Source organism: Pseudoxanthomonas suwonensis (assembly GCF_010093235.1).
GTDB classification, from domain to species: domain Bacteria; phylum Pseudomonadota; class Gammaproteobacteria; order Xanthomonadales; family Xanthomonadaceae; genus Pseudoxanthomonas; species Pseudoxanthomonas suwonensis.
Genome location: NZ_PDWP01000002.1, coordinates 90165 through 115360, shown reverse-complemented (window position 1 = coordinate 115360; position 25196 = coordinate 90165). Strand labels below are relative to the sequence as shown.

Annotated in this window: 23 protein-coding genes; 7 read left to right on the top strand and 16 right to left on the bottom strand. The window is 71.2% G+C overall.

The window, feature by feature from the left end:
• Nucleotides 1–10: 10 nt before the first annotated feature.
• The 3 genes from holA to leuS all read right to left on the bottom strand — a co-directional run bounded on the left by holA (nt 11) and on the right by leuS (nt 4860).
• Nucleotides 11–1048: a DNA polymerase III subunit delta gene (gene holA, locus CSC68_RS01440; RefSeq protein WP_162201720.1), complete on the bottom strand. Its 1038-nt coding sequence runs from the start codon at nt 1046–1048 to the stop codon at nt 11–13.
• A gap of 25 nt (nt 1049–1073) precedes the next feature.
• Nucleotides 1074–1739: an LPS-assembly lipoprotein LptE gene (locus CSC68_RS01435; protein ID WP_246193408.1), complete on the bottom strand. Its 666-nt coding sequence runs from the start codon at nt 1737–1739 to the stop codon at nt 1074–1076.
• Between the two features lie 469 nt (nt 1740–2208).
• Complete coding sequence (leuS, locus tag CSC68_RS01430; protein WP_162201719.1) at nt 2209–4860, bottom strand: leucine--tRNA ligase; 2652 nt, start codon at nt 4858–4860, stop codon at nt 2209–2211.
• Nucleotides 4861–5108: 248 nt separating this feature from the next.
• Here leuS and CSC68_RS01425 point away from each other — a divergent pair, with 248 nt between their 5' ends.
• Nucleotides 5109–5360 carry a SemiSWEET transporter gene (locus CSC68_RS01425; RefSeq protein ID WP_162201718.1) on the top strand — a complete coding sequence of 84 codons (252 nt, stop codon included), beginning with the start codon at nt 5109–5111 and terminating at the stop codon, nt 5358–5360.
• A 15-nt stretch (nt 5361–5375) separates the two neighbouring features.
• On the opposite strand, the gene CSC68_RS01420 is transcribed toward CSC68_RS01425, so the two are convergent.
• Entirely contained in the window at nt 5376–5978 is a 603-nt protein-coding gene (locus CSC68_RS01420; RefSeq protein ID WP_162201717.1) for a DUF998 domain-containing protein, read from the bottom strand.
• The gene (locus CSC68_RS01415) at nt 5975–6196 is read right to left on the bottom strand and encodes a helix-turn-helix transcriptional regulator (RefSeq protein ID WP_162201716.1); all 222 of its coding nucleotides are present in this window, start codon (nt 6194–6196) and stop codon (nt 5975–5977) included. Before CSC68_RS01415 ends, CSC68_RS01420 begins: the two co-directional genes overlap by 4 nt.
• Nucleotides 6197–6470: 274 nt before the next feature.
• Here CSC68_RS01415 and trxA point away from each other — a divergent pair, with 274 nt between their 5' ends.
• Nucleotides 6471–7328 carry a thioredoxin gene (gene trxA, locus CSC68_RS01410; RefSeq protein WP_162201715.1) on the top strand — a complete coding sequence of 286 codons (858 nt, stop codon included), beginning with the start codon at nt 6471–6473 and terminating at the stop codon, nt 7326–7328.
• Nucleotides 7329–7382: 54 nt separating this feature from the next.
• Here trxA and CSC68_RS01405 read toward each other — a convergent pair whose 3' ends face one another.
• The 4 genes from CSC68_RS01405 to CSC68_RS01390 all read right to left on the bottom strand — a co-directional run bounded on the left by CSC68_RS01405 (nt 7383) and on the right by CSC68_RS01390 (nt 12476).
• Complete coding sequence (locus CSC68_RS01405) at nt 7383–8159, bottom strand: LytR/AlgR family response regulator transcription factor (RefSeq protein ID WP_162201714.1); 777 nt, start codon at nt 8157–8159, stop codon at nt 7383–7385.
• Nucleotides 8156–9403 carry a sensor histidine kinase gene (locus tag CSC68_RS01400; protein WP_162201713.1) on the bottom strand — a complete coding sequence of 416 codons (1248 nt, stop codon included), beginning with the start codon at nt 9401–9403 and terminating at the stop codon, nt 8156–8158. Before CSC68_RS01400 ends, CSC68_RS01405 begins: the two co-directional genes overlap by 4 nt.
• Nucleotides 9404–9500: 97 nt before the next feature.
• Nucleotides 9501–11132, bottom strand: coding sequence for a serine hydrolase (locus tag CSC68_RS01395; RefSeq protein ID WP_162201712.1), 1632 nt, complete (start codon nt 11130–11132; stop codon nt 9501–9503).
• A 120-nt stretch (nt 11133–11252) separates the two neighbouring features.
• Entirely contained in the window at nt 11253–12476 is a 1224-nt protein-coding gene (locus CSC68_RS01390; protein ID WP_162201711.1) for a formimidoylglutamate deiminase, read from the bottom strand.
• A gap of 92 nt (nt 12477–12568) precedes the next feature.
• On the opposite strand from CSC68_RS01390, the gene hutI reads away from it, so the two are divergent.
• The gene (gene hutI, locus CSC68_RS01385) at nt 12569–13792 is read left to right on the top strand and encodes an imidazolonepropionase (RefSeq protein WP_162201710.1); all 1224 of its coding nucleotides are present in this window, start codon (nt 12569–12571) and stop codon (nt 13790–13792) included.
• A 93-nt stretch (nt 13793–13885) separates the two neighbouring features.
• On the opposite strand, the gene CSC68_RS01380 is transcribed toward hutI, so the two are convergent.
• Nucleotides 13886–14056, bottom strand: a complete 171-nt coding sequence (locus CSC68_RS01380; RefSeq protein ID WP_162201709.1) for a 30S ribosomal protein THX — start codon at nt 14054–14056, stop codon at nt 13886–13888.
• A 73-nt stretch (nt 14057–14129) separates the two neighbouring features.
• On the bottom strand, nt 14130–14540 hold the full coding sequence (locus tag CSC68_RS01375) for a MerC domain-containing protein (RefSeq protein ID WP_162201708.1): 411 nt from the start codon (nt 14538–14540) through the stop codon (nt 14130–14132).
• A gap of 80 nt (nt 14541–14620) precedes the next feature.
• Here CSC68_RS01375 and CSC68_RS01370 point away from each other — a divergent pair, with 80 nt between their 5' ends.
• The 3 genes from CSC68_RS01370 to CSC68_RS01360 all read left to right on the top strand — a co-directional run bounded on the left by CSC68_RS01370 (nt 14621) and on the right by CSC68_RS01360 (nt 18556).
• Nucleotides 14621–16810: a TonB-dependent receptor gene (locus CSC68_RS01370; protein ID WP_162201707.1), complete on the top strand. Its 2190-nt coding sequence runs from the start codon at nt 14621–14623 to the stop codon at nt 16808–16810.
• Nucleotides 16811–16916: 106 nt separating this feature from the next.
• On the top strand, nt 16917–17348 hold the full coding sequence (locus CSC68_RS01365; protein ID WP_162201706.1) for a MarR family winged helix-turn-helix transcriptional regulator: 432 nt from the start codon (nt 16917–16919) through the stop codon (nt 17346–17348).
• Nucleotides 17345–18556: an MFS transporter gene (locus CSC68_RS01360; RefSeq protein ID WP_162201705.1), complete on the top strand. Its 1212-nt coding sequence runs from the start codon at nt 17345–17347 to the stop codon at nt 18554–18556. Before CSC68_RS01365 ends, CSC68_RS01360 begins: the two co-directional genes overlap by 4 nt.
• Nucleotides 18557–18579: 23 nt before the next feature.
• Here the strand turns inward: CSC68_RS01360 and CSC68_RS01355 are convergent, their stop codons facing one another.
• The 3 genes from CSC68_RS01355 to CSC68_RS01345 form a co-directional block, all read right to left on the bottom strand.
• Nucleotides 18580–19059: a transcriptional repressor gene (locus tag CSC68_RS01355; RefSeq protein WP_162201704.1), complete on the bottom strand. Its 480-nt coding sequence runs from the start codon at nt 19057–19059 to the stop codon at nt 18580–18582.
• A 13-nt stretch (nt 19060–19072) separates the two neighbouring features.
• Complete coding sequence (gltX, locus tag CSC68_RS01350; protein WP_162201703.1) at nt 19073–20476, bottom strand: glutamate--tRNA ligase; 1404 nt, start codon at nt 20474–20476, stop codon at nt 19073–19075.
• A gap of 155 nt (nt 20477–20631) precedes the next feature.
• Nucleotides 20632–21948: a GGDEF domain-containing protein gene (locus tag CSC68_RS01345; protein WP_162201702.1), complete on the bottom strand. Its 1317-nt coding sequence runs from the start codon at nt 21946–21948 to the stop codon at nt 20632–20634.
• Between the two features lie 171 nt (nt 21949–22119).
• Between CSC68_RS01345 and lpxH the strand changes: the two genes are divergently transcribed.
• Nucleotides 22120–22866, top strand: a complete 747-nt coding sequence (gene lpxH, locus CSC68_RS01340) for a UDP-2,3-diacylglucosamine diphosphatase (RefSeq protein WP_162201701.1) — start codon at nt 22120–22122, stop codon at nt 22864–22866.
• Nucleotides 22867–22878: 12 nt separating this feature from the next.
• Here lpxH and CSC68_RS01335 read toward each other — a convergent pair whose 3' ends face one another.
• Together CSC68_RS01335 and purF are read right to left on the bottom strand one after the other, a co-directional pair.
• Nucleotides 22879–23694 (bottom strand): ferritin-like domain-containing protein, encoded by an 816-nt coding sequence (locus CSC68_RS01335; RefSeq protein ID WP_162201700.1) that lies wholly within the window; start codon nt 23692–23694, stop codon nt 22879–22881.
• Between the two features lie 13 nt (nt 23695–23707).
• Nucleotides 23708–25177, bottom strand: coding sequence for an amidophosphoribosyltransferase (gene purF / locus CSC68_RS01330; protein ID WP_162201699.1), 1470 nt, complete (start codon nt 25175–25177; stop codon nt 23708–23710).
• Between the last annotated feature and the right edge of the window lie 19 nt (nt 25178–25196).

Below are 25196 nucleotides of genomic sequence, written 5' to 3'. Positions count from 1 at the left end.
GGGGCCCTGCTCAGCCGGCGTTGGCAAGCAACCGGGTGGCCGGCGTGTCGGCGATCGCCAGCAGCAGCCGCTCCAGCAGCAGCCAGGGATCGCCGGCGGCGCGGCCCTTGGCGGCGCGGTCCACGCGCGAGGCGTAGGCGGCGAAGCGGTTCCAGCGCAGCGGCGTGGCATGCCGCTGCAGGGCACGCTTGAACGGCGCCTGGCGTGCTTCCCACAGGCCCTGCGACTTCATTTCCGCGGCGAGGTTGGCTCCGCGCGCCTGCGCCCGCGCCAGCGCGGCGGCGCGCAGCAGTTCGCGGATCACCACCGGCATCAGTCCTGCCACCTGCTCGCCTTCGGCACGCAGGCCGGCCAGCATCCGGCGCACCTGCGCGGCCTGTCCGGAAAGCGCGGTCTCCACCAGGCGGAAGACGTCGTAGCGGGCGGCATCGGCCACCAGCGATTCCATCGTCGCCAGGTCCAGGGTGGCGCCGGGCGCCAGCAGGGCCAGCTTGTCGATTTCCTGGGCGGCGGCAAGCAGGTTGCCTTCGACCCGTTCGGCCAGGCCCTGCACCGCCTCCGGGCTGGCACGCAGGCCGCGGTCGCGCAGCCGGCGCTCGATCCAGCCCGGCAGTTCATGCGGCTTCAGCGCCCACGCGATCGAAACCACGCCGCGCTTGGCCACCGCTTCGTACCACTTGCCCTGGTGCGCCTTGCTCCATTCGTTGGCCACGACCAGCAGGGTCACGTCCGGAGGCGGGTTGGCGCAGAAGGCCATGATCACTTCCGACCCGGTCTTGCCTGGCTTGCCGTTGGGCAGGCGCAGTTCCAGCAGGCGGCGCGGGGCGAACAGCCCCGGCGCGTCGAAACTCGCCGACAGCGCGTCCCAGTCCGGCTCGCGTCCCTCGGCCTCGAACACCTCCCGCTCGGCGCCCTCGGCGCGCGCGCGGGCGCGCACCGCGTCGGCGGCTTCCAGTACGTGCAGGGTTTCCGGTCCGGCGACCAGGTAGACAGGCTGCAGCGGCTGGTTCGCCACCTGGGCGACCAGCTGGTCGGGTTTCAGCTCCATCGGCCCCGGCCTGCGTGCATCGGGCTCACGACTCCCCGGCTTGCGGGATTTCCGCCGGAGTTTCCGGCACTTCCGGCGTGTCCTGCGCTCCGGGCACGCCGGTCGCATCGATGGCGGGCACCCCGGGCGCATCCGGCACGGGGTGGGAAGGACGCGCACGCGACGGATCGGCGCGCACCACGCTGTCGAGCCGGCGCAGGATCGAGGCCGCCATTTCGCGACGAAGCTCTTCGGCCAGGATCTCGCGTTCGGTGCTGGTGCCGGTGGCGTCCTGCGGCGGCGAGACATAGTCGCGCGCCAGCTCGACCGACTGCTGCGGCACCAGCACGGTGCCGTCGGACAGCACGGCGGTGAACACCGTTGCGTAGCGCAGCGAGAACTCCTGGGCACGACCGGCCTGGTCGATGGCGATCGGCAGGTCGCCCCAGCGCTCGGACAGGACCTCCAGGCGCAGCACGTCCTCGGGGTATTTGCCTTCCCCGTCCTCCTCGGCGAGCTTGGCCCCGGCGTTGCGCAGGTTGCGCTCCAGCAGGGTCACCAGGGTGCTGTAGGGCGTACTGGAAAGCACCCGCACCGGCGGCGCGTCGCTCGGCAGCGCGATCCGGTCGCGCAGGTGGAAACCGCAACCGGCCAGGGCCAGGACGGAAAGAAGGACCAGCACCCGTGCGGGCGACGACGCGATTCGGATCATGGGCGGAAGTCTGGACGAGGCAGGCGCAGGCGGCAACAGGCGCGCAGCCTGACCGATCCACCGTGAACGCCGGTTGAGAGTGGCGGCGCCACCAGCGAGCGACATCGCAGTAGGCGGGACGGGAAGGCGGGGCTGAAGCAGCGGATCCCGTGCCCCCGTCCGCGCACACCGGGTGCTGGCGATCCAAGCCCCTCGAAGGACGCCCGCCGGGCCTGCGATCCGCCCTCCCCAAGCCGGGGGCGGATCCGCACGCAGCGCGGTTGGGGGGATCGAAGCCCAGGGCGTGGGCTCGAGGTCCTCGCGCCGACGGACGCCGGACAGGAACCCGACGTTGGCGCCCCCAGGCCGGGGGGCTGTCCGCGCATGGCGGCCGGCGGGACGGAGGCATGGAAGGCGCACGCGGGGCCCAGCAGGGAGCCTTGGGTCGCGGGCGGCCTCGGCCGCCCGCGCGCCGCCACCATCGGCGCCGCTACGCGGCGACGATGTTGACGATCTTCCCCGGCACCACGATGACCTTGCGCACGGTCAGGCCTTCCAGGTACCGGGCCGCGTTCGGCTCGGCCTTGGCCAGCGCCTCGATTTGGTCGCGCGGGGCATCGGCGGCGACCTCGATGGTGCCGCGCAGCTTGCCGTTGACCTGCACGGCCAGGGTCACCGCGTCGCGCACCAGCGCGGCCGGATCGGCCTTCGGGAACGGCACGTCCTCCAGCAGCGCCTGCTCGTGGCCCAGCACCTGCCACAGGGCGTGGCTGGCGTGCGGGGTGATCGGGTTGAGCAGCAGCACCGCCGCCTCCAGCGCCTCCTGGCGCACGGCGCGCCCCTGGTCGCTGGCGTCGTCGAACTTCGAGACCGCGTTGAGCAGCTCCATCACCGCGGCGATGGCGGTGTTGAAGCTGTAGCGCTTGCCGTAGTCGTCGTTGACCTTGGCGATGGTCTCGTGGGTCTTGCGGCGCAGCGCCTTCTGTCCCGCGTCCAGGGCGGCCACGTCCAGCGCCGGGGCGGCGCCCTCGGCGGCGTGCTTCTGCACCTGGTTCCACAGCCGGCGCAGGAAGCGCGCCATGCCGTCGACGCCGGCCTCGTTCCACTCCAGCGCCTGCTCCGGCGGCGCGGCGAACATCGAGAGCAGGCGCACGGTGTCGGCGCCGTACTTGTCGACCATCGCCTGCGGGTCCACGCCGTTGTTCTTCGACTTGGACATCTTCTCGGTAGCGCCGACCAGCACCGGCTGGCCATCGGCGCGCAGCACCGCGCCGGTGACGCGGCCGCGCTCGTCGCGCTGCACGTCCACGTCGGCCGGGTTGATCCAGTCCTTGGAACCGTCCGGGTTCTGGCGGTAGTAGGTCTCGGCGATGACCATGCCCTGGGTGAGCAGGTTCAGCGCCGGCTCGTCGCTGTCCACCAGCCGCGCGTCGCGCAGGAGCTTGTGGTAGAAGCGGAAGTACATCAGGTGCAGGATCGCGTGCTCGATGCCACCGATGTACTGGTCCACCGGCAGCCAGTAGTTGCCGCGCTTGTCGACCATCTCCCGCGCCTTGGGCGAGGTGTAGCGCGCGTAGTACCAGCTCGACTCCATGAAGGTGTCGAAGGTGTCGGTCTCGCGCTCGGCGTCGGCGCCGCACTCGGGGCAGGTGCACTTGCGCCACTCGGGGTCGGTCTTGATCGGCGAACCGGTGCCGCTGAACTCCACGTCCTCCGGCAGCACCACCGGCAGCTGGTCCTCCGGCACCGGCACCGCGCCGCACTTGTCGCAGTAGATCACCGGGATCGGGCAACCCCAGTAGCGCTGACGGCTCACGCCCCAGTCGCGCAGGCGGTAGTTCACCCGGCGCTGGCCGCGGCCCTGGCGCTCGAAGCGCTCGGCCAGGGCCTCGAACGCGCCGCGGTAGTCCAGGCCGTCGAACTCGCCGGAGTTGACCAGCTCCAGGTCCTCGCGGGACTTGTCGCCATACCAGTCGCGCCAGGTATCGGCATCCCAGCTCTGCTCGTCCTCGTTGCGCGGGGACTTCAGGCGGATCACCTGCACCTTGGGCAGGCCGTACTTGCCGGCGAACTCGAAGTCGCGCTGGTCGTGGCCGGGCACGGCCATGACCGCGCCGGTGCCGTAGCCCATCAGCACGAAGTTGGCGACCCAGATCGGCACCTGCTCGCCGGTCACCGGATGCACGGCCTTCAGGCCGGTATCCATGCCGCGCTTCTCCTGGGTTTCCAGCTCGGCCTCGGACACGCCGCCGCGCTTGAGCTCTTCCAGGAACGCGGCCAGCTCCGGCTTCGAGGCGGCGGCCTTGAGCGCCAGCGGATGCTCGCCGGCGATGGAAACGAAGGTCACGCCCATCAGCGTGTCCGGGCGGGTGGTGAACACGCGGATCGGCTCCAGCGCCGCGCCCGCGGCGTCGACCACCTCGAACTGGATTTCCAGGCCCTCGGAGCGGCCGATCCAGTTGCGCTGCATGGTCTTGACCGAATCCGGCCAGCCCGGCAGCTCGTCCAGGCCGTCAAGCAGCTCCTGGGCGTAGTCGGTGATGCGCAGGAACCACTGCGGGATCTCGCGCTTCTCGACCAGGGCGCCTGAACGCCAGCCGCGCCCGTCGATCACCTGCTCGTTGGCCAGCACGGTCTGGTCGACCGGATCCCAGTTGACCACCGCGTTCTTGCGGTAGGCCAGGCCCTTGCGCATCAGGCGCACGAACATGCGCTGCTCGTGCACGTAGTACTCGGGCGTGCAGGTGGCGAACTCGCGCGACCAGTCGATGGCGTAGCCCAGCGACTTCAGCTGCGAGCGCATGTGCTCGATGTTCTTGTACGTCCACTTGGCCGGCGCGACCTTGTTCTTGATCGCCGCGTTCTCGGCCGGCAGGCCGAACGCGTCCCAGCCCATCGGCTGCAGCACGTTGTGGCCGGTCATGCGCTTGTAGCGGCTGATCACGTCGCCGATGGTGTAGTTGCGCACGTGGCCCATGTGCAATGCACCGGACGGGTACGGCAGCATCGACAGGCAGTAGTACTTCGGCTTGTCGGAGGACTCGTCCACCTCGAAGGCACGGGTCGACTCCCAGAAGGCCTGGGCGGCGGTTTCGACCGGCTTGGGATCGTAGGCGGAGACGTTTTCGGGGACGGCGGACATTTGCAGGTCGCGGCGGCTGCGGCAAAGTCCGCAAGGGTACCGCAGCGCAGCATCCGGCTCCACCGGCAGCCCCCGCGGTTACGGGCCGGGAGCCGTTCCGGCCTCCCCTGCGGCTACCATCGATCCGACCTGCGCGAAGGAACCGCCATGCGCTCCACGCCCCTGCCCTGCCGCCCCGACGGCATGTCCTGCGTATTCATGCAGCCGCGTGTCCGGCGCGCCCCGGCGTCGGCGGCGGAGGACCGCCTGTGAGCGGCCACTGGCTGGGCTTCGTCGCCGCGACCCTGACCACCGCGGCCTTCGTGCCGCAGGCGCTCAAGACGTTGCGCAGCCGCGACACCCGCGGCATCTCGCTGGGGATGTACGTGATCTTTACCGTGGGCCTGTGCTTCTGGCTTGCCTACGGGATCGTGCTGGGTTCGTGGCCCATGATCCTGTCCAACATCGTCACCCTGGTGCTGGCGGCGCTGATCCTGGCGCTGAAGATCCGGCACGGCTGACGCCCTGCACCCGGATCAGCCGCGCCGGGAGGCCACCGCCACGTAGCAGGACCAGGCCAGCCAGGCGGCGGTGGCCAGGCGCTGGGACAGGGCTGGCCCGATCCAGCCGCCGGCGAAGAAGGCGCCCGCCAGCACCACGACCGCGGTCACGCCCCCGACCCAGGCCAGCGCCCTGGCGCCTGCCTCCCGGCAGAGGCCCAGCGCAAGGCCCAGGCCACCCAGCGGGAAGGCCAGCGCCCAGGACAGCCAGGCCAGCGCATGCCAGCGGCTGGCGCCACCCTCCTCACCCTCGAGGTCCAGCGGCAGCAGGCCCTGCGCGGCGAATGCCAGCGCCGCCAGCAGCGCCAGCTGGGCGCCGATGCGGGCCGGCCAGCCTGCGGCCCGTGGCAGGTCAGAGCGCAGGCCCAGCGCGACCCAGGCTGCCGCCAGCCCTGGCACGACGAAACCGAACACGCCGAACAGGGTCCCGGCCGAACCCCACTGCCGGGCCCCGAGCCAGGCCAGGGGATGCAAAAGGTGGGAATAGCCTTCCACCGCCATGCCGCCCACCAGGCTGGCGATCACCAGGCTGGCGACGGCGATGGCCATGGCCAGCAGGCCGGACGGGTTGCGGCTCATGGCCCTCTCCAGTGGAAGACATCCTCGACCGCCACCCCGAAGGCGCGGGCGATGCGGAAGGCCAGTTCCAGCGACGGCGCGTAACGCCCGGCTTCCAGCGCGATGATCGTCTGCCGGGTCACGCCGCAGGCATCGGCCAGCGCCTGCTGGGTCATCTCCCCGCGCTCGAAGCGCAGGCGCCGGATCTCGTTGCCGACCGGCGTCGTTCCCGTCGTCATCGGCGGTCGCGCCGGCGCAGTACCGCGCGGGCGCGCGCGCCGACGGCGAGCGGACCAGGCCCATGCCCGTCCCTGCCCGCCGAACCGAAAACGGTGCGGCTATCCATTCCTGTGCTCCAACCTGAGGTCCTGGCGCGAGAGGTAACTTACGCTTTACGCAAAGTAAGCCGAACCTTACTTTCGCCCGCAGCAATGTCAACTGGACCTTACATCCGCTTGTAAGCTGCGCCCCCCGGCTCCATCTGGCGCCTACACACCGCAACCGGAACCCTCCATGTCCAACCTTCCCCACGTCTTCGACGTCACCACCGAGAACTTCGAGACCGAAGTCCTGCAGAAATCGCTGCAGACGCCGGTGCTGGTGGACTTCTGGGCGACCTGGTGCGGCCCGTGCAAGTCGCTGGGCCCGATCCTGGAGAAGCTGGCCGGCGAATACGGCGGCGCCTTCGTGCTGGCCAAGGTCGACGTGGACCAGCAGCAGCAGATCGCCGCGGCGTTCCAGATCCGCTCGGTGCCGACCGTGTTCCTGCTGGTCGGCGGGCAGCCGGTGGACGCCTTCCAGGGCGCGCTGCCGGAAGGCCAGCTGCGCCAGTTCCTGCAGCAGCACGGCATCGAGCCGCAGGCCGGCGCCGAAGTGGCCGAAGCCGGGGCCGCGCCGCTGGATCCGCACGAGGAAGTCGTGCGCCTGCGCCAGGCCGTGCAGGCCGAGCCGGAGAAGGAGGAACTGAAGCTGGACCTGGCCCTGGCCCTGCTGCGCACCGGCGCCGCGGCCGAAGCCGGGCAGCTGCTCGACGCCCTGCCGGCCAACCTCGCCACCGACGACCGCGCCGTGCGTGCCCGCGCGCGCCTGGGCTTCGCCGGCCTGCTCAGGGAAGCCCCGCCGCCGGCGGCGCTGGAACAGGCCCTGTCCGCCAATCCTGACGACCATCGCGCGCGCCACCTGCTGGCCGTCCACCAGCTGGTCGCCGGCGACTCGGCCCCGGGCCTGGAAAACCTGCTCGAACTGCTGCGCCGCGACCGCAACTACGAGGACGGTCTGGCGAAGAAGGCGCTGATCGACGCCTTCCGCGTGGTCGAGGACGAGGACCTGGTCGGCCAGTACCGCCGGAAGATGGCGTCGCTGCTGTTCTGATCGCCCTGATCAGCGATCCCGGCGCGGCAGCCATGCCGCCGCCGGCTTTCCACGCTACATCCCGCGGAAGCGGTGCAGGAACGCACCGCTGACCGGCAGCGAATCCGGATGCTCCCTGAGCTTGAGGCTGTGCCGGCCAAGTTCGTTGCGCACAAGCCGGTCGATCGCCGACACCCGCACCACCGCGCCGCGGTGCACCTGCCAGAAGGTGTCCGGATCCAGCCCCGCCAGCAGCTCCTTCAACGGCGTGCGGATCACGGCGTCACCATCGGCCGTGGCCACCCGCACGTACTTGTCCTGGGCCTGGAAGAACAGGACCTCGTCGATGCCGATCATGCGCACGCTCTCGCCCACGCTGGCGGTGATCCAGCGGATCAGCTGGTCGCCACGCGGGCGCAGGCGCGCGTCCAGTTCGTCCAGCAGCACCTGGAGATCGGGGCCGCCGCCGGCGGCGCGCTCCTCCAGCCGCTGCCTCAGCCGCGCCACCGCCTGTTCCAGCCTCTGCGGCTGCACGGGCTTGAGCAGGTAGTCGGCCGCGCCCGCCTCGAAGGCGCGCACGGCGTAGTCGTCGTAGGCGGTGGTGAACACCACCAGGCCACCGTGGCCGGCCACCGCGCGGGCGACGTCCAGGCCATTGGCGCCGGGCATGCGGATATCGAGGAAGGACACCACGGGCCTGTGCTCGGCCACCGCTTGCAGCGCGGCCTCGCCATCGTCGCAGACCGCCACCAGCTCCAGCGCCGGCCAGACCTGCTGGAGCTGCTCCACCAGCGCCCGTCGCTGCGGCGCTTCGTCCTCGGCCACCAGGCCGGTCAACCTGCCCATGGTCATCGCGATGCCTCCTTCCGTGCCGCCTCCTGCAACGCGGCGAAGGCCACGTCGATCCGCGCCACCACCCCGCCCCCTGCTGCGGCCTGCAGGCGCAGCGAGGCCTGCCCACCGAAACGCTGGACCAGCTGCTCGCGCACGTTGGCCAGGCCCATGCCGCCACCCACGCCCGGCTGCAGGCCGGCGCCGTCGTCGCCCACCCGCACCACCAGTCGTGCACCCTCGCGAGCGGCGGTGATCTCGACCCGGCCCGGACCAGGCCGGGGCTCGATGCCGGGCTTGATCGCGTTCTCGACCAGGGTGATCAGCAGGGCCGGCGGGAACGGCAGCTCGCGCAGCGCCGCGTCGACCCGCGCCGTCCACGAGAGCCGTCCGCCCATGCGCACCTCCATCAGCGCCAGGTAGCTGGCGCAGATGTCCAGCTGCTGGCCGAGGGTGGAGACCATGCCCTGCCCGTCGCGCATACGCGGGATTGTCGCGCGCAGGAAGGCCACCAGCGCATCCAGGGTGGCCTCGGCCTGGGCAGGATCCTGGCGTACCAGCGCGCGCACGGACGCCAGGGTGTTGAACAGGAAGTGGGGCTCGACCTGGGCCTGCAGCACCCCCAGGCGCATGTCCGCCTCGCGTGCGCGGGTGGCCATCTCGGCCAGCTCGCCCGCATGCCGGTGTGCTTCCCAGCGGCGCCGCTCGCTGAAGTAGGCGCGCAGCGCCAGGCCGCCGCCGAACAGTCCGTAGATCACCGCCAGCACCGCCAGGTTGACCGCGAGCAGCAGCGCCCTGGCCACGGTGCCGAGCTCGACCTTGGGCGGCGTCGTGCCGAGCGAGGCCAGGCGCGGTTTCACCAGCTCGTTGATGTATCCGGAAGCGACGTGGTCCACGCCATAGCTCAGCACCATGCCCAGCAGCACGGCGACGACCACGCCCCAGCGCTCGCGCGGTCCCGGCCAGCCACGATGGCGTACCCAGGTGGCCAGGGCCGGACCGAGCATCGCCATCAGCGAGAAGGCGACGAACTGCGCGCCCCAGACCTGGACGCCGACCCGCACGCTCTGCATGGCCAGGGCGACGGCGACGCCGATCAGGGCCGTTGCCACCAGGACCAGGCTGCAGAACAGCAGGCTGCGACCAGCCAGCCAGCGCCAGCTGAAGACCGGGTACTGCTGGTAGCGGCTCCAGATCGCGTTGCCGCCCACCAGCACCTGCGGCGGCAGCACCTGTTGCAAGGAATACCCTGCCCGCGGATCCATCAACGCCTCCCCTCCCCGCGCCCCGGCTGCAGCAGCAGGAGCATCGCAAGCAATGGCGCCAGCAGTTCGAAACCCATGTCCATGGCGACGTCTCCCGTTACCGAGCCTGGCGCTGGCCGCGCAGCACGCGGCCGGCCTGGTGCAGTTCCAGCGCGTCGACCGCGCCGTCATGGTCACGACCGAAGTGCAGCTCAAGCATCAATGCCGGAGCCTCGAACCGGTCCTTGGCCACCGCTTCCATCGGGAACGCGCCCTGGCCCGTGGCCTGCGCCACCAGCCTGCCGCCCTCCTCGCGCACCGACAGCTCGAAGCCGGGCGCCAGCGGATAGGTGCCGGCATAGGCGGCCAGCTCGGCAGGCGACGGCTGCGCGAAGTCCGCACGGGGCCCGAACCGCGTCGCCTGCAGCATGGCGCCGGACTGCATCCAGGTGAAGGCATACGTGCCGTCGGAACGCATATCGGGGCGCAGCAATGCGTCGAAATCCCGCGGATGGAAGTCGCCGGCATCGTCGTAGGCCATCTCGTATTCGGGCTGGCCTGCCGGCTGCAGGAACAGCTTCCCGTCGCGGCTGCGCAGGCTCATCTTCATTCCGCCCTGCACCTGGTAGTCGCCGACCAGCGCCTGCAGCAGCTCCGCGGGCGGCGTGGCCGCCCGGCGAGGCTTGCCCAGCGGCAGCGACGGTTCGGCCAGGTGGTTGCCCAGGCTGGCCAGTCCGCCGACCGCGATCCAGTTCGTGTCCGACAGGATCACGACGCCGCGCTCCTGCTCCGGGTCCAGGATCACCAGCGAGGAGAAGCCACCGGTGGCGCCGTCGTGGACGAGCAGCTTGCGGCTGCCGACCGGCGCAATCATCCAGTTCATGCCCATCGGCGGGGGCTGCGAGACCGGTGCATGGGTCATGACCATCGCCCGCGAAACAGGTGTATCGTCCAGGGCCAGCCCGCCCTGTACGTAGCGGACCATGTCGGCAAGGGTGGCACGCACGCCACCGGCGCCTGCGAGGTCGGTGGCGAAGCGCCATGCCGGCACCTCCTTGCCGTGGGAGCCGTGGGCCTTGGCCTCGCGCACGCCGTCCGGGCGGCGGTTGATGTAGGCGTGGTCCATCCCCAGCGGCGCGAAGAGGCGCTGCTGCAGCAGGGTCTCCAGGTCGGTACCGGCGCGGCGCGCAACCGCATAGGAGAGCAGCATCGAAGCGTAGTTGGAGTACTCGAAGCGGCTTCCCGGTGCGTGGTCCAGCTGCACGTCGCCCAGCGAGGCCAGCAGGGCCTCCGCATCAAGCCGAGCATAGGGATCGTCCATGCGGGCCAGGTCCATGCCCCGCGACGGCAGCGACGGCAGCCCCGAGGCATGCGTCACCACGTGGCGCAGCAGGATGGGCTGGCCCTGGAACTCCGGGACCTTCGTGCCCTCAGGCAGCCACGAGGCCAGGGTGTCGTCCAGCGAACCCTTGCCCTGCTGGATCAGGTCGGCCAGCAGGACGGCGGTCATGGTCTTGCTGACCGAGCCGATCTCGAAGGCTACCTCGGGGCCGATGCGGCCGGCCTCGGCGGGATCGGCGCACTGGAAGGTGCGTGAGACGTGCGTCCTCTCGACCACGGCCACGGCCATGCAGGCTCCGGTGCGGTCGCCATCCAGGCGCTGGCGGACGAGCTGGGCGAGGCGGGCATCGTCCATCGCATGCGCGGGAGCGGCTGCGAGGACCAGGGCCACCAGGGCGGCAGGCTTCATGTCGTGCTCTCCATTGCCTCTCGGGATGACGCCATCATTGGCATCGGCAACGCCTGCGTGCGGGCGTGCGACGGGCACGGCCCCGCGGGCGACGAACGCCCCCGGAGCGGTCGCGGACGCTCAGCCTGACAGCAGGCCCGCCATCGCCTTGCGGTAGCGGGCGGCGATGGCGTCGGCATCCACATGGCGGCCGCCGCGTACCCGTACCTGCCCGGCCACCCGGGTTTCCGCCACCAGCGGCCGGTTGCCGGCAAACAGCCAGCGCTCGGCCAGGTCGTCCTGCGTGGCGCCGGCAAGCTGCGCGGCGTCCGCATCGAGCAGGACCAGGTCGCCGGAGCTGTCCGCGAAGCCGGTGGCGTCGGCGGCGCTGGCGGCCACCCCGGCCAGCAGGCTGGCGCCCACGCGTGGGCGGCGCTCGCTGGCGACGATGTTGCGCCGCCGGGCAATCAGGCGCTGCCCGTACTCAAGCCAGCGCAGCTCCTCCACCGCCGACACCGAGCCGTGCGAGTCCGAGCCGATGCCCCAGCGGCCGCCGGCATCAAGGTACTCGCGCAGCGGGAACAGGCCGTCGCCGAGGTTGGCTTCGGTGGTCGGGCAGATCGCCACGGTCGCGCCGCTGGCGGCGATGCCGCGCACCTCGTCCGCATCCAGGTGGGTGGCGTGGACCAGGGTCCAGCGGCGGTCGACCGGGAACCGGCGCAGCAGCCACTGCACCGGACGCTCGCCGCGCGCCGCCAGGCTGGCCTCGACCTCCGGCACCTGCTCGGCGATATGCAGGTGGATGCGCGCGTCCTGCGGCAGTGCTTCCAGCACCACGCGCATGGCGTCCTCCGGCACCGCACGCAGGCTGTGGAAGGCGCAGCCGATCCGCAGCATGTCGTCCTGCAGCGGGCGCAGCATTTCGAGCAGGCGCAGGAAACCGTCCACGTCGTGGGCGAAGCGCTGCTGCCGCGGCGACAGCGGTTCGCCGGCGAAGCCACCGGCCATGTACAGCACCGGCAGCAGGGCCAGGCGGATACCGGTGTCGCGCGCGGCGGCGATGAGCGCACGCGACATCGCCGCCGGATCGGCGTAGGGCGTGCCATCGGGCTGGTGGTGCACGTAGTGGAACTCGCACACCGTCGTGTAGCCGGCCTCCAGCATCTCCGCGTACAGCTGGGCGGCCACGGCGTAGGTGCTGTCCGGATCCATGCGTTCGGCGAAGCGGTACATCAGCTCGCGCCAGGTCCAGAAGCTATCCTGCGGATGGGTGCGGTGCTCGGCCAGTCCGGCCATCGCCCGCTGGAAGGCGTGCGAATGCAGGTTGGCGATGCCAGCCAGGACGAAGTCGTTGTTTTCGCGCATGTGCGCATTGTGCCCGCACCGCGTCCCCGCCGGGTGCGTGCGAGAATCCTGGCCATGACCGATACGATCCCGAGCGCCCGCGAGGGCATCCGATGATCCGTCCGCCCCGCTGGGACGGCCTGTTGCTGGACGTGCGCCTGGCCACGCTGGACGGCCCGGGCTACGGCCTGGTCGAGGACGGCGCCCTCGGCTGGAAGGATGGCCGCATCGCCTACGTCGGCCCGCGCGCAGGCCTGCCTGCCTCCGATGGGCCGCTGGCCGCGCAGGTGCTGCAGGGCGGCGGGCGCCTGGTCACGCCGGGCCTGGTCGACTGCCACACCCACCTGGTGTTCGGCGGCGATCGCGCCGGCGAGTTCGAGCAGCGCCTGACCGGCGCCAGCTACGAGGAGATCGCGCGCGCCGGCGGCGGCATCGTGTCCACGGTGCGCGCCACGCGCGGGGCGGATGCGGCATCGCTGCTGGCGCAGTCGCTGCCGCGCGCGCGTTCGCTGGTCGCCGACGGCGTGACCACGGTGGAGATCAAGTCCGGCTACGGCCTGGATTTCGACAGCGAGCGGCGCATGTTGCAGGTGGCGCGCCAGGTCGGGGCCAGCCTCGGCATCGAGGTCCGCACCACCTTCCTCGGCGCGCACGCCCTGCCCCCGGAATACGCCGGGCGCCCGGACGACTACATCGACGCCGTCTGCGACTGGCTGCCACGGTTGCGGTCCGAGGGCCTGGTCGATGCGGTGGACGCGTTCTGCGAGCGGATCGGCTTCGATGCCGCCCAGACCCGCCGCGTGTTCGAGGCCGCGCGCGCGCTGGGCCTGCCGGTGAAGCTGCATGCCGACCAGCTCAGCGACGGCGATGGCGCGGCGCTGGTCGCGGAGTTCGGCGGACTGTCGGCCGACCATGTCGAGCACACCTCGCCCGAGGGCGTGGCGGCGATGGCGCGTGCCGGCACGGTCGCCGTGCTGCTGCCCGGCGCCTTCCACGTGCTGCGCGAGACGAAGCTGCCGCCACTGGATGCCTTCCGCGCAAGCGGCGTGGCGATGGCGGTGGCGACCGACTGCAACCCCGGCACCTCGCCGCTGCAGTCGCTGCGCCTGGCCATGGCACTGGCCTGCACCCATTTCCGGCTAACCCCGGAGGAAGCGCTGCGCGGCGCCACGCAGCATGCGGCGCGCGCCCTGGGCCTGGATGATCGCGGCCGCCTGGCCGAAGGACTGCGCGCGGACTTCGTGCTGTGGAACGCGAAGGCGCCAGCCGAGCTTTGCTACTGGCTGGGCGGCAACCTCGCCGCTTCGGCCTGGAGCGGCGGACGCCAGCTTTACTGACCGACGCTTCGATGCGTCACCCCTGAAACGCGAAACGCGAAACGCGGCGCCAGGCGCCGCGTTCCGGGAGTATTGCTTCCGGCAGGGACCGGATCAGCCAGCCTTGGCCACCGACTTCTTGGCAACAGCCTTCTTCACGACGGTCTTCTTGGCCGCCGGCGCGGCCGAGCCGGCGGCGACACGGGTGCCCCCGTGGCGGCGCGCATTGCCGTAGCTGGCGTTGTAGCGCTTGCCCTTGGCGGTCTTGCGGTCACCCTTGCCCATTCTTCAACTCCTTGATTCAAATGACGTATGCGGCGCGCGGCGCGCGACAGGCCGGCAAGCCTAGCATGCGCGCTCAATGGGCGCAGCTGGCGTCATGAACGTGTCCATGGTTGAGCCGCAGGTTCAGCAGGTGGGCCACGCCGACCAGGGTGCCGCCGAAGGTCATCGCCACCGCGTGCGGAACCACCGATTCGTGCAGCGGGGCATACAGCAGTGCGGTCCACAGGGCGGCCAGTCCGGGCACCAGCAGGCCCAGGGCCTGCAGCGCCCGGTGCCGGCGGTAGCTCCATCCCAGGCTGAACAGGCCGAGCAGGCTGACGAAGGACACCAGCGCCCATTCCACCCCGTCGTCGAACCACAGCGACAGGCCCAGCGCCGGCAGGCCTGCCAGCAGCAGCGGGGTCAGCGCGCAGTGGATCGCGCACAGCAGCGAACCGGTCGCGCCGACGCGGTCCAGCAGGTTATTCGGGTGGTGATGCGGCATCGGGCGGTTTGGGGGTAGCGCGGCGGGGATCGATACATTATAACATCCGCCCTCCCATGTCACCCCAGGATGATCCCCACATGCTGCATCCGGTGCGTCTCCGTACTCCGCGCGTCCCCGCCTCGGCCCCGCTTGCCGCCGCCATCGCCCTTGCCTGCGCAACCCTGGCCCCGCCGGCCCTGGCACATGACGATCCCACCGACCTCCCCGCGCTGCAGGTGACCGCCTCGCCGCTGGCCGGCGACGCGGAAACCCTGGCACGTCCGGTCGAGGTCCTGCAGGGCCAGGCGCTGGACGATGCCCGTGGCGCCACCCTGGGCGAGACCGTCGCGCGGCTTCCCGGCGTGCAGACCAGCTATTTCGGCCCCGGCGTCGGCCGCCCGATCCTGCGCGGCCTGGATGGCCCGCGCGTGCAGGTGCTCTCCAGTGGCCTCGGCACCCAGGACGCCTCGGCGGTCAGCGCCGACCATGCCGCCGGCATCGAGCCGTTCCTGGCCGACCAGATCGAAGTGCTGAAGGGCCCGGCCACCCTGCTGTTCGGCAGCGGCGCCATCGGCGGCGCGGTCAACGTGGTCGACGGCCGCATCGCCCGCCAGGTGCCGGATGCGCCGCTGTCCGGTCGCGCCGAACTGCGCGGCAACACGGTCAACAACGAGCGCAGCGGCATGTTCCGCCTCGATGGCGTCAGCGGCGACAACCTGGTGCTGCACGTCGACGGCCTGCTGCGCGACACCGACGACTACGACATCCCCGGCGCGGCCCATGCCGGGCACGACCACGAGGGCGACGAGGAAGGCCACGATGCCCGCCCCGGCCGCCTGGCCAACAGCGCGATGAAGACCCGCGCCGGCGGCATCGGCCTGACCTGGCTGGGCGAAGGCGGCTACCTCGGCCTGGCCGCCGGTACCTACCGCAGCGAGTACGGCATCCCCCCTGGTGCGCACGTGCACGCCGGCGATCACGACCACGGCCACGACGAGGAAGAACACGGGGAGGAGGCGCACGACCATGGGGACGGATCCCACGACGTGCGCATCGACCTGCGCCAGGACCGGCTGGAACTGAAGGGCGGGGTCCATGCGCCGCTGGCGTTCCTCGAGCGCGTCGACTTCCACGGGGCCTGGACCGAGTACGAACACCTGGAGCTGGAAGGCCACGAGGTCGGCACGCGTTTCACCAGCTCCGGCTACGACGCGCGCCTGCAGGCGGTGCAGAAGGAAATCGGCGGCTGGCGCGGCGCCTTCGGCCTGCAGTCGGGCAAGGTCGATTTCGGCGCCGTGGGCGAGGAGGCCTTCGTGCCGGCCACCGTCACCCGCAACAACGGCCTGTTCGTGCTGCAGGAAAAGAGCGCCGGGCCGGTGAAGATGGAGTTCGGCGCACGCCATGACCGGGTCGAGCTGGATCCGGCAGGCGCCAGGCCGCAGCGCAGTTTCGACGCCACCAGCCTGTCCGCGTCGGCGATCTGGAAGCTGCATCCGTCCCTGGACCTGCGCTTCGGCCTGGACCGGTCCGAGCGCGCGCCGACCCAGGAAGAGCTTTACGCCGGCGGGATGCACGTGGCCACCGCCTCGCTGGAGGTCGGCGACGCCACGCTCGATACCGAAAGCGCCCTGCGCGGCGAGATCGGCCTGCATGCCCACCACGAACGCTTCGACCTGGAAGTGTCGGTGTACCGCAGCCGCTTCGACGACTTCATCCACCTGGCCGACACCGGCGTCTTCGAGCACGACGTGCCGGTGCGGCTGTGGACCCAGGCCGGCGCGGTGTTCACCGGCGCCGAGGCCGAGGCGGTGCTGCACCTGGCCGACAACGGCAGCGGCCGCTGGGACCTGCGCCTGTTCGCCGACCATGTGCGCGGCGAACTGGACGGCAGCGGCACCCGCACGGCGGCGTTCGGGGTCCCGCACGGCGACCACGTGCACGCCTACGAAGTGGAGCTGGACAACAGCGGTTCGCTGCCGCGCGTGGCACCGGGCCGCTTCGGCGCCAACCTGGCCTGGGACTTCGGCGGCTGGCGCGCGTCGCTCGGCGCGATCCGCTATCGCGCCCAGGACGACGTCGCCCGCAACGAGGAGCCCAGCCCCGGCTACACCCTGGTCGACGCCCACCTCTCCTATGCGTGGGAGCAGGCCAGTGGAGGGCGCCTGGAAGTCTTCCTGGACGGGACGAACCTGGGCGATACCGAGGCGCGCCCGCATACCTCGCTGCTGCGCGAGTACGCGCCGCTGCCGGGCCGGGCCGTGGCGTTCGGCGTGCGCGCCTGGTTCTGACCACCGCGGAAAACGGGGCGTGCCGTCACGGATCGGTGGCGGCACGCTTCCATGAATACGTGCATATGCACCTATAGTGGCGGCCCGCCATCGCGGCCCCGCCACCATGCGTAACCAGGCTTCCCCCTGCACCTGTTTCCGGCTGCGCCGCGCGGCGCGCCAGGTGTCCCAGCTGTACGACCACGCCCTTGCCGGCGCCGGCCTGACCGTGAACCAGTATTCGCTGCTGCGCCACGCGCGCACGCCGCAGAGCCTGGGCGAACTGGCCGCGAGCCTGGGCATGGACCGCACCACCCTCACCCGCAACCTGCGCCCCCTGCTGCGCGACGGCCTGCTGGCCGAGGTCCGCGACGAGGATCCGCGCCGGCGCGTGGTGGCGCTGACCGCGGCCGGGCGCCAGCGCCTGGCCCACGCGCGCCCGCTATGGCAGCGCGCGCAGCGGCGCATCGATGCCCTGCTCGGCGGCGCCACGCCCTCGCGGCTGCATGCGGGACTGGATGCGCTGGACGCCGCACTGGCGCAGGAGAGGAAGGCATGAACGCGCCCCGCACGCCCGGCGCCACCGGGCTGGTCGTCGCCGCAGCGGTGACCCTGATGCTGACCATGGGCGCACGCCAGACCACCGGCCTGTTCGTCGCACCGATCCATCTGGATACCGGCGTCGGCATCGCCACCATCAGCCTGGCCCTGGCGATCGGCCAGTTCACCTGGGGTGCGGTGCAGCCGGTGTTCGGCGCACTGGCCGATCGCCATGGCCCCGAGCCGGTGCTGGTCGCCGGCGGCCTGCTGCTGGCCGCGGGCCTGGCCCTGGTGCCGTTCCTGCCGTCAGGACCCGGGCTGATGCTGAGCCTGGGCGTGATGACCGCCGCCGGCGCAGGCGCCGGCAGCTTCTCGATCCTGATCGGCGCCACTGCCGGCCGCCTGCCGCCGCAACGGCGTTCCTCGGCCGCCGGCTTGATCAATGCCGGCGGCTCGCTGGGGCAGTTCGTGTTCGCGCCGGTGCTGCAGCTGGTGATCGGCGCGGCCGGCTGGACCGTGGCGATGCTGGGCATGGCCGCGACCTCGCTGCTGACCCTGCCGCTGGCGCGCTGCTTCCGCCGCCGCGAGGGCGAGGCGCCACCGGCGCACGAGGGCTTCGAGGACCGCGGCCTGCGCCACCAGCTGGGCGTGGCTGCGCGCGATCGCAGCTACTGGCTGCTGCACCTGGGCTTCTTCACCTGTGGCGTGCACGTGGCCTTCCTGGTCACCCACCTGCCCGGCGAAGTGGCGCTGTGCGGACTGCCTGCCAGCGTGTCGGCGGTGTCCATCGCCCTGATCGGCCTGTTCAACATCGCCGGCAGCCTGGTCGCGGGCAAGCTGGGCGAGTACGTCCGCATGAAGTGGATCCTGGCGGTGATGTACGCCAGCCGCGCGGTGCTGATCGCGCTGTTCCTGCTGGCACCGCCGGGCGCGTGGACCTTCTACCTGTTCGCGGCCGGCCTTGGCTTCACCTGGCTGGCGACGGTACCGCCGACGGCGGGCCTGGTCGGCAAGCTGTTCGGCCCCCGCTACCTGGGCACGCTGTTCGGGCTGACCCTGCTCTCGCACCAGGTCGGCGGCTTCTTCGGCGCCTGGCTGGGGGGCGTCGCATTGGAGGGCACCGGCAGCTACCAGTGGATGTGGTATGCGGACATGGCGCTGGCGCTGGTGGCCGCGGTGGCCAATGCGCCGATCAGGGAGCGGAAGCTGGTGCCCGCGGCGGCCTGAGTGCCGCGCAGGCGATGCCGGGATCAGCCGGCGCAGCGCGCGCACAGGCCGTGGACTTCCAGGGTCTGCGCCTGCGGCTGGAAGCCGAGCGCCTTGGCCCGCGCGTCGAGCTGGGCCACCACCTCGCGGTCCTCCAGCTCCACCGCGCTGTGGCAGCGGTCGCAGATCAGGAACGGCACCGAGTGCTGGGCACTGTTGGGATGGTGGCAGGCGACGAAGGCGTTGACCGAGGCCAGCTTGTGCACGAAGCCGTTGGCCATCAGGAAATCCAGCGCGCGGTACACGGTTGGCGGCGCATCGGCGCCGGCGCCCTTGGTCTCGCGCACCTTCTCCAGCAGGTCGTAGGCCTTCACCGGCTTGCCGGCATCGGCGATCAGCCGCAGCACGTTGGCGCGGATCGGCGTCAGGCGCAGGCCACGCTCGCCGCAGGCCCGCTCCACCGCCCGCACGAACGCTTCGGCGCTGTGGACATGGTGATGGGGGTCGGTGCAGGCGTGCGGCATGGCGTCTCCGTGGTCAGCCCTTCGGGATCTTGGTGAGGGCCGCGTCGATGCGCTTCAAGGCTTCTTCGCGACCGGCCAGGTAGACCGTCCAGGAAATGTCCGGGCTCACCTGGGTACCGGTGATGGCCACGCGCAGCGGCTGGGCGACCTTGCCCATGCCCAGCTCCAGCGCCGCGGCGGTGTCGTGCAGGGCCTGGCCGACGCCCTCGACCGTCCACTCCGGGAGCGCGGCCAGCAGCTCGCGCGCCTTGGCCAGCGGCGCGTCGGCGCCGGCCCTCAGGTGCTTGGCCACCGCGGCCTCGTCGTAGGTTTCCAGCGGGGTGTACCAGACCACCGACTTCTCGGCCATTTCCTTCAGGGTCTGCACGCGCTCGCGCAGGGCCACGACCACTTCCTCCGGCTTCGGGCCCTTGTCCAGGTCCAGGCCCAGCTTCTCCAGTTGGTAGACCAGGTGCGGCGCGATCGCGGCCGGATCGGTGGTCTTGAGGAAGTGCTGGTTGACCCAGCCGAGCTTGGCCATGTCCAGGCGCGCGGCCTTGGAATTGCAGTCGCGCACGTCGAACAGCTCGACCAGCTCCTGGCGGCTGAAGATCTCCTGGTCGCCATGCGACCAGCCCAGGCGCGCCAGGTAGCTCAGCAGCGCGTCGGGCAGGTAGCCCATGTCCTTGTACTGCATCACGTCGGCCGCGCCGGTGCGCTTGGACAGCTTCGCGCCCTGCTCGTCCAGGATCATCGGCATGTGGCCGAACTTCGGCACCGGAGCGCCGATGGCCTCGTAGAGGTTGATCTGGCGCGGGGTGTTGTTGATGTGGTCGTCGCCGCGGATCACGTCGGTGATGCCCATGTCCCAGTCGTCGACCACGACCGCGAAGTTGTAGGTCGGGTAGCCGTCGGGACGGAAGATCACCATGTCGTCGAGCTCGCTGTTGGCGATCTCGATGCGGCCCTTGATCAGGTCGTCGAACGCGACCACGCCCTCGGTCGGGTTCCTGAAGCGGATCACCCGGTTCGGGTCGTCGCGGTACGGCAGGCCGAGGTCGCGCGCGGCGCCGTTGTAGCGCGGCTTCTCCTGCCTGGCCATGGCGGCCTCGCGCATGGCGTCGAGCTCTTCCTTCGTCTCGTAGGCGTAGTAGGCCTTGCCCTGGGCGATCAGCTGCTCGGCCACCTCGCGGTACCGGTTGATGCGCTGGGTCTGGTAGACCGGGCCTTCGTCGTAGTCCAGGCCCAGCCAGTCCATGGCCTCGAGGATGGCGTCGATCGCCGCCTGGGTGCTGCGCTCGCGGTCGGTGTCCTCGATCCGCAGCACGAACCTGCCGCCGCGATGGCGGGCCTCCAGCCAGCAGTACAGCGCGGTGCGGGCGCCACCGATGTGCAGGTAGCCGGTGGGACTGGGGGCGAAACGGGTGCGGCAGGTCATGGGAATGGGGGCAGGCAAGGAATGGGACATTTTACCCCGCCGGCGGCGGGGCCATGGCCGGCGACCTCCCGGCGCCCCAGGCCACGCCGTCATCCGCACCTGGGCCCGCGCCCGCACGGCGCCGCGCGGCCCGCCATGCACCCGCGGTCCGCTTGCTACGGACCGTCGGCGATCACGACCCGGTTCCGTCCCTCGCGCTTGGCCTGGTAGAGCGCCTCGTCGGCGCGCTTGAACAGCGCCTCGAAGTCCTCCCCGGGCGCCTGCAGCGCCACGCCTACGCTGACGGTGACCGGCACCGGCACGCCGTGCCCGAAGCCATGGCTCTCGACCGCACTGCGCAGGCCCTCGGCCAGGCCGGCCACGTCGTTGGCCTGCACGCCGGGCAGCAGGATCACGAACTCCTCGCCGCCCCAGCGCACCAGCCAGTCGCTGGAGCGCAGCTGGCGCCGCAGCAGCCCGGCCAGCTCCTGCAGCACGCGGTCGCCGATATCGTGGCCGCAGCTGTCGTTGATGCGCTTGAAATGGTCGATGTCCAGCACCAGCAGGGCCCGCATCTGCCCCGGCTCGGGGATGGCGTGGCCCTGCAGGCGCGCCCAGCGCTGCTCGAAGCCGTGGCGGTTCAGCGCCAGGGGCAGCGGATCGGTGGTGGCGCGGGGACGGTAGCGCTCGGCCTCCTTCTGCAGCGAGCGGCGCTCGGCGCGGTAGGTGCGCAGCTGCAACAGGGCGTACAGGACGATGCCGGCCAGCCACACGCCCAGGATTCCCAGGTACCAGGTCTCGCGCGACAGCCCCGGGCGCACGAAGGTGATCTCCTGCACCTCCAGGTCGTGCGCGCCCTCGGTCATGGGATAGGAGAAATCCAGTCCCACCGTGACCACGTTGCCCAGCTCGGCGTGCGCCAGCTCGCGCGGCAGCTTGTAGGTCAGGCGCCACCACTCGGCGACGGTGAACTCGTCCACGTCCAGCGTCAGCGGCGTACGCAGGTCCTGGGTCGGCAGGAACACCGCGTTGTACTTGGTGCTGTTGGTGTCCTCCACGGTGGAGTAGCGCGGGTCGAAATGGCGCGCGAACAACCGCAGCTTGGGCACGTCGCCCTTGTAGACGACCTTTACCTCCACGTGCGTGTAGGCCGACAGGTCCACGCCCTGTCCGGGGCCGCTCCCGAGGAAGTAGTTGACCGCGCAGTAGTAGAGGGGCTCGTTGGTGCCCGGCGGGTAATGGCAGCGCAGCCGGCGCCTGTCGTCGTCCAGCCACTCCCCGGTCCGGTCCAGGCCCGGCAGCGGGGTAAAGGACAGGACCGTCGCCTCCTTCGGGACCCGGGTCACGTCGAAGCGCACGGGCGGAATGAGGTCGTAGCCGGCAATGGCGGCGAGGGTCAGGGCCACGCCGCCCAGCAGGGCCAGGGCGGCGCGCTTGCGTTGTCCGGGCTGGGACGTGGAAGTCAGGGGAACGTCTGCACCGGCCGGGGTCATGCGCTATCTACTGCTCTTGGCGGCGTCCGGACGACCCGCGGTTAACGGAACGTTACCAAATGCAACCACCGCCCGCACCGGCTGTTCCTGTGACGGGCATGCCACATCGGCGCAAACCGCCAGGAACAGGCGAGCGGGCGGGAAGGCAAGCCCTCGGCCTACAATCCCGCGATGAGCACCCTGTTCGTGTCCGACCTGCACCTGGATCCGGCCCGTCCGGAAATCACCGCCCTGTTCCTGCGCTTCCTGCGCGAACGGGCTGCCGGCGCCGATGCGCTGTACATCCTCGGCGACCTGTTCGAGGCCTGGGTCGGCGACGACGACCCGTCCGAGGCCGGGGCCGAGGTCGCAGCAGGGCTGCGCGTACTGGCCGACGCCGGGGTGCCGGTGTACTTCATGCATGGCAACCGCGACTTCCTGGTGGGCCAGGACTACGCCCGCAGGGCCGGCATGCGCATCCTGCCGGACCCGTCGGTGGTGTCGCTGTACGGCAGGCCGGTGCTGCTGATGCATGGCGACCTGCTGTGCACCGACGACACCGCCTACCAGGCATTCCGGGCCCAGACCCGCGATCCGCGCTGGCAGCAGCAGTTCCTCGCCCAGCCGTTGCAGGCCCGCCTCGCCTTCGCCGCCCAGGCCCGCCAGGCCAGCATGGCGCGCCAGCAGGAGATGCTCCAGGGCGACCGCGGCATCTTCGAAACGGTCACCGACGTGACCCCGGCCACGGTCGAGGCCGCCCTCGCCCGCCATGGCGTGGACCTGCTCATCCACGGCCACACCCACCGTCCCGCCGCGCACGCGCTGCGGGTGAATGGACGCGACTGCCGCCGCGTCGTACTGGGGGACTGGTACGAGCAGGGTTCGGTGCTGCGGGTCGACGCCGACGGCGTCAAGCTGGAAGCGCTGCCGGTCGGCTGAGCGACGGCGGGCTCAGCGCCCGGCCTGCTCCGCTTCCACGTAGCGCAGCGACTCCAGCTCGTCCTCGTCGAACCCGGCCATCAGCCGCGCCTCGACGTTGAACGGCCCGTGCAGGTAGCCGCCGGCGTACTCGTGCAGCAGTTCGCGGAAGCGCGCGCGCGGCTCGACCCCGGCGCGCTCGCAGTACCAGCGGTACCAGCGCGAGCCGGCGGCCACGTGGGCCACTTCCTCGCGCAGGATCAGCTCCAGGATCGCCACCGTGTCGGTGTCGCCCATGTCGCGCAGGCGGGTGATCATCCCGGGCGTGACGTCGAGCCCGCGCGCCTCCAGCACGCGCGGCACCAGGGCCATGCGCGCCAGGCCGTCATGCGCGGTCTTCTCGCACATCTCCCACAGGCCGTTGTGGGCGTCGAAGTCGCCGTAGTCGCGGCCCATCCGACGCAGGCGGTCGCGCAGCAGGGTGAAGTGGCGGGCCTCGTCGTCGGCCACCTGCACCCAGTCGCGGTAGAACTGTTCCGGCAGGCCGCGGAAGCGGTAGGCCGCATCCCAGCCCAGGTCGATCGCGTTGAGTTCGATATGGGCGATGGCGTGCAGGAACGCGGCGCGTCCCTCGTCGCTGCCCAGGCCGCGGCGCGGCAGGTGGCGCGGGTGCACCAGCTTCGGCCGCTCCGGCCGGCCCGGCATGCGGATCGGCTCCGGCGGCGGCGCCTGCACCGGCAGGACGATGTCGCCGCGGGCGAAAGCCGCGGCGTATTCGTGGGTCAGCGCGACCTTGCGGGCCGGGTCGGCCTCGTCCAGGCAGGCCCGCGCGGCCTCGAACAGGTCCATCGCCACGCCTTCCTCAGCAGGCGCGGCGGCGGCGCTTGGCCTCGTCCGAACGCAGCTGCTGCAGGCGTTCGAAATAGCCCGGCTCGATCCCGGTGACGTAGTTGCCGTCGAAGCAGGAGGAGTCGAAGCGCTTGAGCTGCGGGTTGCCCTCGCGCACCGCGGCCTCGAGATCCTCCAGGTCCTGGTAGATCAGCCAGTCACAGCCCAGCAGCTTCTCCACTTCCTCGACCGTGCGGTTGTGCGCGATCAGCTCGTCCGGCGACGGCATGTCGATGCCGTAGATGTTCGGATAGCGCACCGGCGGCGCGGCGCTGGCCAGGTAGACCTTGCGCGCGCCTGCGTCGCGGGCCATCTGCACGATCTGCTGGCTGGTGGTGCCGCGCACGATCGAGTCGTCCACCAGCAGCACCACGCGGTTGCGGAACTCCAGGTGGATCGGGTTGAGCTTGCGGCGCACCGACTTAACCCGCTCGCCCTGGCCCGGCATGATGAAGGTGCGGCCGACGTAGCGGTTCTTGATGAAGCCCTCGCGGTACTTCACGCCCAGCACGTTGGAGATCTCCAGCGCCGCGTCGCGCGAGGTGTCCGGGATCGGGATGATGGTGTCGATGTCGTGGTCCGGACGCAGGCGCAGGATCTTCTCGCCCAGCTTGATGCCCATGCGCATGCGCGCCTTGTGCACCGAGACGTTGTCGATCATCGAGTCCGGGCGCGCAAAGTACACGTACTCGAAGATGCACGGGGCCTGCTCGCCGGTCTCGGCGCAGACCTCGGAGAACACCTCGCCGCGCGGGGTGACCACCAGCGCCTCGCCCGGCTGCACGTCGCGCACGCGGGCGAAGCCGAGGATGTCCAGCACCGCCGACTCGGAGGCGACGATGTACTCGGCGCCCTCGTTGTGCTCGCGCTTGCCCAGCACCAGCGGGCGGATGCCGTGCGGATCGCGGAACGCGACCAGGCCCAGGCCCAGCACCACGCTGACCACCGCGTAGCCGCCCTTGACCCGGCGGTGCACGCCGGCCACCGCGCGGATCGCCGCCTGCGGGGTCAGCTCGCCCTGCACGTCCAGTTCGTGCGCGAACACGTTCAGCAGCACTTCGCTGTCCGAGTCGGTATTGATGTTGCGCCGGTCCTGGGCGAACACCTGCTGGCGCAGCGCCTCGGTGTTGATCAGGTTGCCGTTGTGCGCCAGGGCGATGCCGTAGGGCGAGTTGACGTAGAACGGCTGCGCCTCGTCCATGCCCTCCGAGCCGGCGGTCGGGTAGCGGCAGTGGGCGATGCCCACCCGCCCCTGCAGCACGCTCATGGCCTTGGCGTTGAACACGTCGCGCACCAGGCCGTTGTCCTTGTGCACGCGCAGGCGCGTGCCGTCGGCGGTGGCGATGCCGGCCGCGTCCTGGCCGCGATGCTGGAGCACGGTCAGGCCGTCATACAGCTGGCCTGCGACGTTGTCGTTGCCGACGATTCCGACGATGCCGCACATGATGCAAATCTCCGACGGT

Excerpts from the sequence above, each read along its gene's own strand:
- CSC68_RS01415 (WP_162201716.1), bottom strand. The coding sequence starts at position 6,196 with ATGACGACGGGAACGACGCCGGTCGGCAACGAGATCCGGCGCCTGCGC.
- CSC68_RS01375 (WP_162201708.1), bottom strand. The coding sequence starts at position 14,540 with ATGCCGCATCACCACCCGAATAACCTGCTGGACCGCGTCGGCGCGACC.
- leuS (WP_162201719.1), bottom strand. The coding sequence starts at position 4,860 with ATGTCCGCCGTCCCCGAAAACGTCTCCGCCTACGATCCCAAGCCGGTC.
- CSC68_RS01390 (WP_162201711.1), bottom strand. The coding sequence starts at position 12,476 with ATGCGCGAAAACAACGACTTCGTCCTGGCTGGCATCGCCAACCTGCAT.
- CSC68_RS01400 (WP_162201713.1), bottom strand. The coding sequence starts at position 9,403 with ATGGATCCGCGGGCAGGGTATTCCTTGCAACAGGTGCTGCCGCCGCAG.
- CSC68_RS01405 (WP_162201714.1), bottom strand. The coding sequence starts at position 8,159 with ATGACCATGGGCAGGTTGACCGGCCTGGTGGCCGAGGACGAAGCGCCG.
- hutI (WP_162201710.1), top strand. The coding sequence starts at position 12,569 with ATGATCCGTCCGCCCCGCTGGGACGGCCTGTTGCTGGACGTGCGCCTG.
- CSC68_RS01360 (WP_162201705.1), top strand. The coding sequence starts at position 17,345 with ATGAACGCGCCCCGCACGCCCGGCGCCACCGGGCTGGTCGTCGCCGCA.
- CSC68_RS01355 (WP_162201704.1), bottom strand. The coding sequence starts at position 19,059 with ATGCCGCACGCCTGCACCGACCCCCATCACCATGTCCACAGCGCCGAA.
- holA (WP_162201720.1), bottom strand. The coding sequence starts at position 1,048 with ATGGAGCTGAAACCCGACCAGCTGGTCGCCCAGGTGGCGAACCAGCCG.
- CSC68_RS01380 (WP_162201709.1), bottom strand. The coding sequence starts at position 14,056 with ATGGGCAAGGGTGACCGCAAGACCGCCAAGGGCAAGCGCTACAACGCC.
- CSC68_RS01365 (WP_162201706.1), top strand. The coding sequence starts at position 16,917 with ATGCGTAACCAGGCTTCCCCCTGCACCTGTTTCCGGCTGCGCCGCGCG.
- trxA (WP_162201715.1), top strand. The coding sequence starts at position 6,471 with ATGTCCAACCTTCCCCACGTCTTCGACGTCACCACCGAGAACTTCGAG.
- CSC68_RS01435 (WP_246193408.1), bottom strand. The coding sequence starts at position 1,739 with ATGATCCGAATCGCGTCGTCGCCCGCACGGGTGCTGGTCCTTCTTTCC.
- CSC68_RS01335 (WP_162201700.1), bottom strand. The coding sequence starts at position 23,694 with ATGGACCTGTTCGAGGCCGCGCGGGCCTGCCTGGACGAGGCCGACCCG.
- gltX (WP_162201703.1), bottom strand. The coding sequence starts at position 20,476 with ATGACCTGCCGCACCCGTTTCGCCCCCAGTCCCACCGGCTACCTGCAC.
- CSC68_RS01370 (WP_162201707.1), top strand. The coding sequence starts at position 14,621 with ATGCTGCATCCGGTGCGTCTCCGTACTCCGCGCGTCCCCGCCTCGGCC.
- CSC68_RS01395 (WP_162201712.1), bottom strand. The coding sequence starts at position 11,132 with ATGAAGCCTGCCGCCCTGGTGGCCCTGGTCCTCGCAGCCGCTCCCGCG.
- CSC68_RS01345 (WP_162201702.1), bottom strand. The coding sequence starts at position 21,948 with ATGACCCCGGCCGGTGCAGACGTTCCCCTGACTTCCACGTCCCAGCCC.
- lpxH (WP_162201701.1), top strand. The coding sequence starts at position 22,120 with ATGAGCACCCTGTTCGTGTCCGACCTGCACCTGGATCCGGCCCGTCCG.
- CSC68_RS01420 (WP_162201717.1), bottom strand. The coding sequence starts at position 5,978 with ATGAGCCGCAACCCGTCCGGCCTGCTGGCCATGGCCATCGCCGTCGCC.
- purF (WP_162201699.1), bottom strand. The coding sequence starts at position 25,177 with ATGTGCGGCATCGTCGGAATCGTCGGCAACGACAACGTCGCAGGCCAG.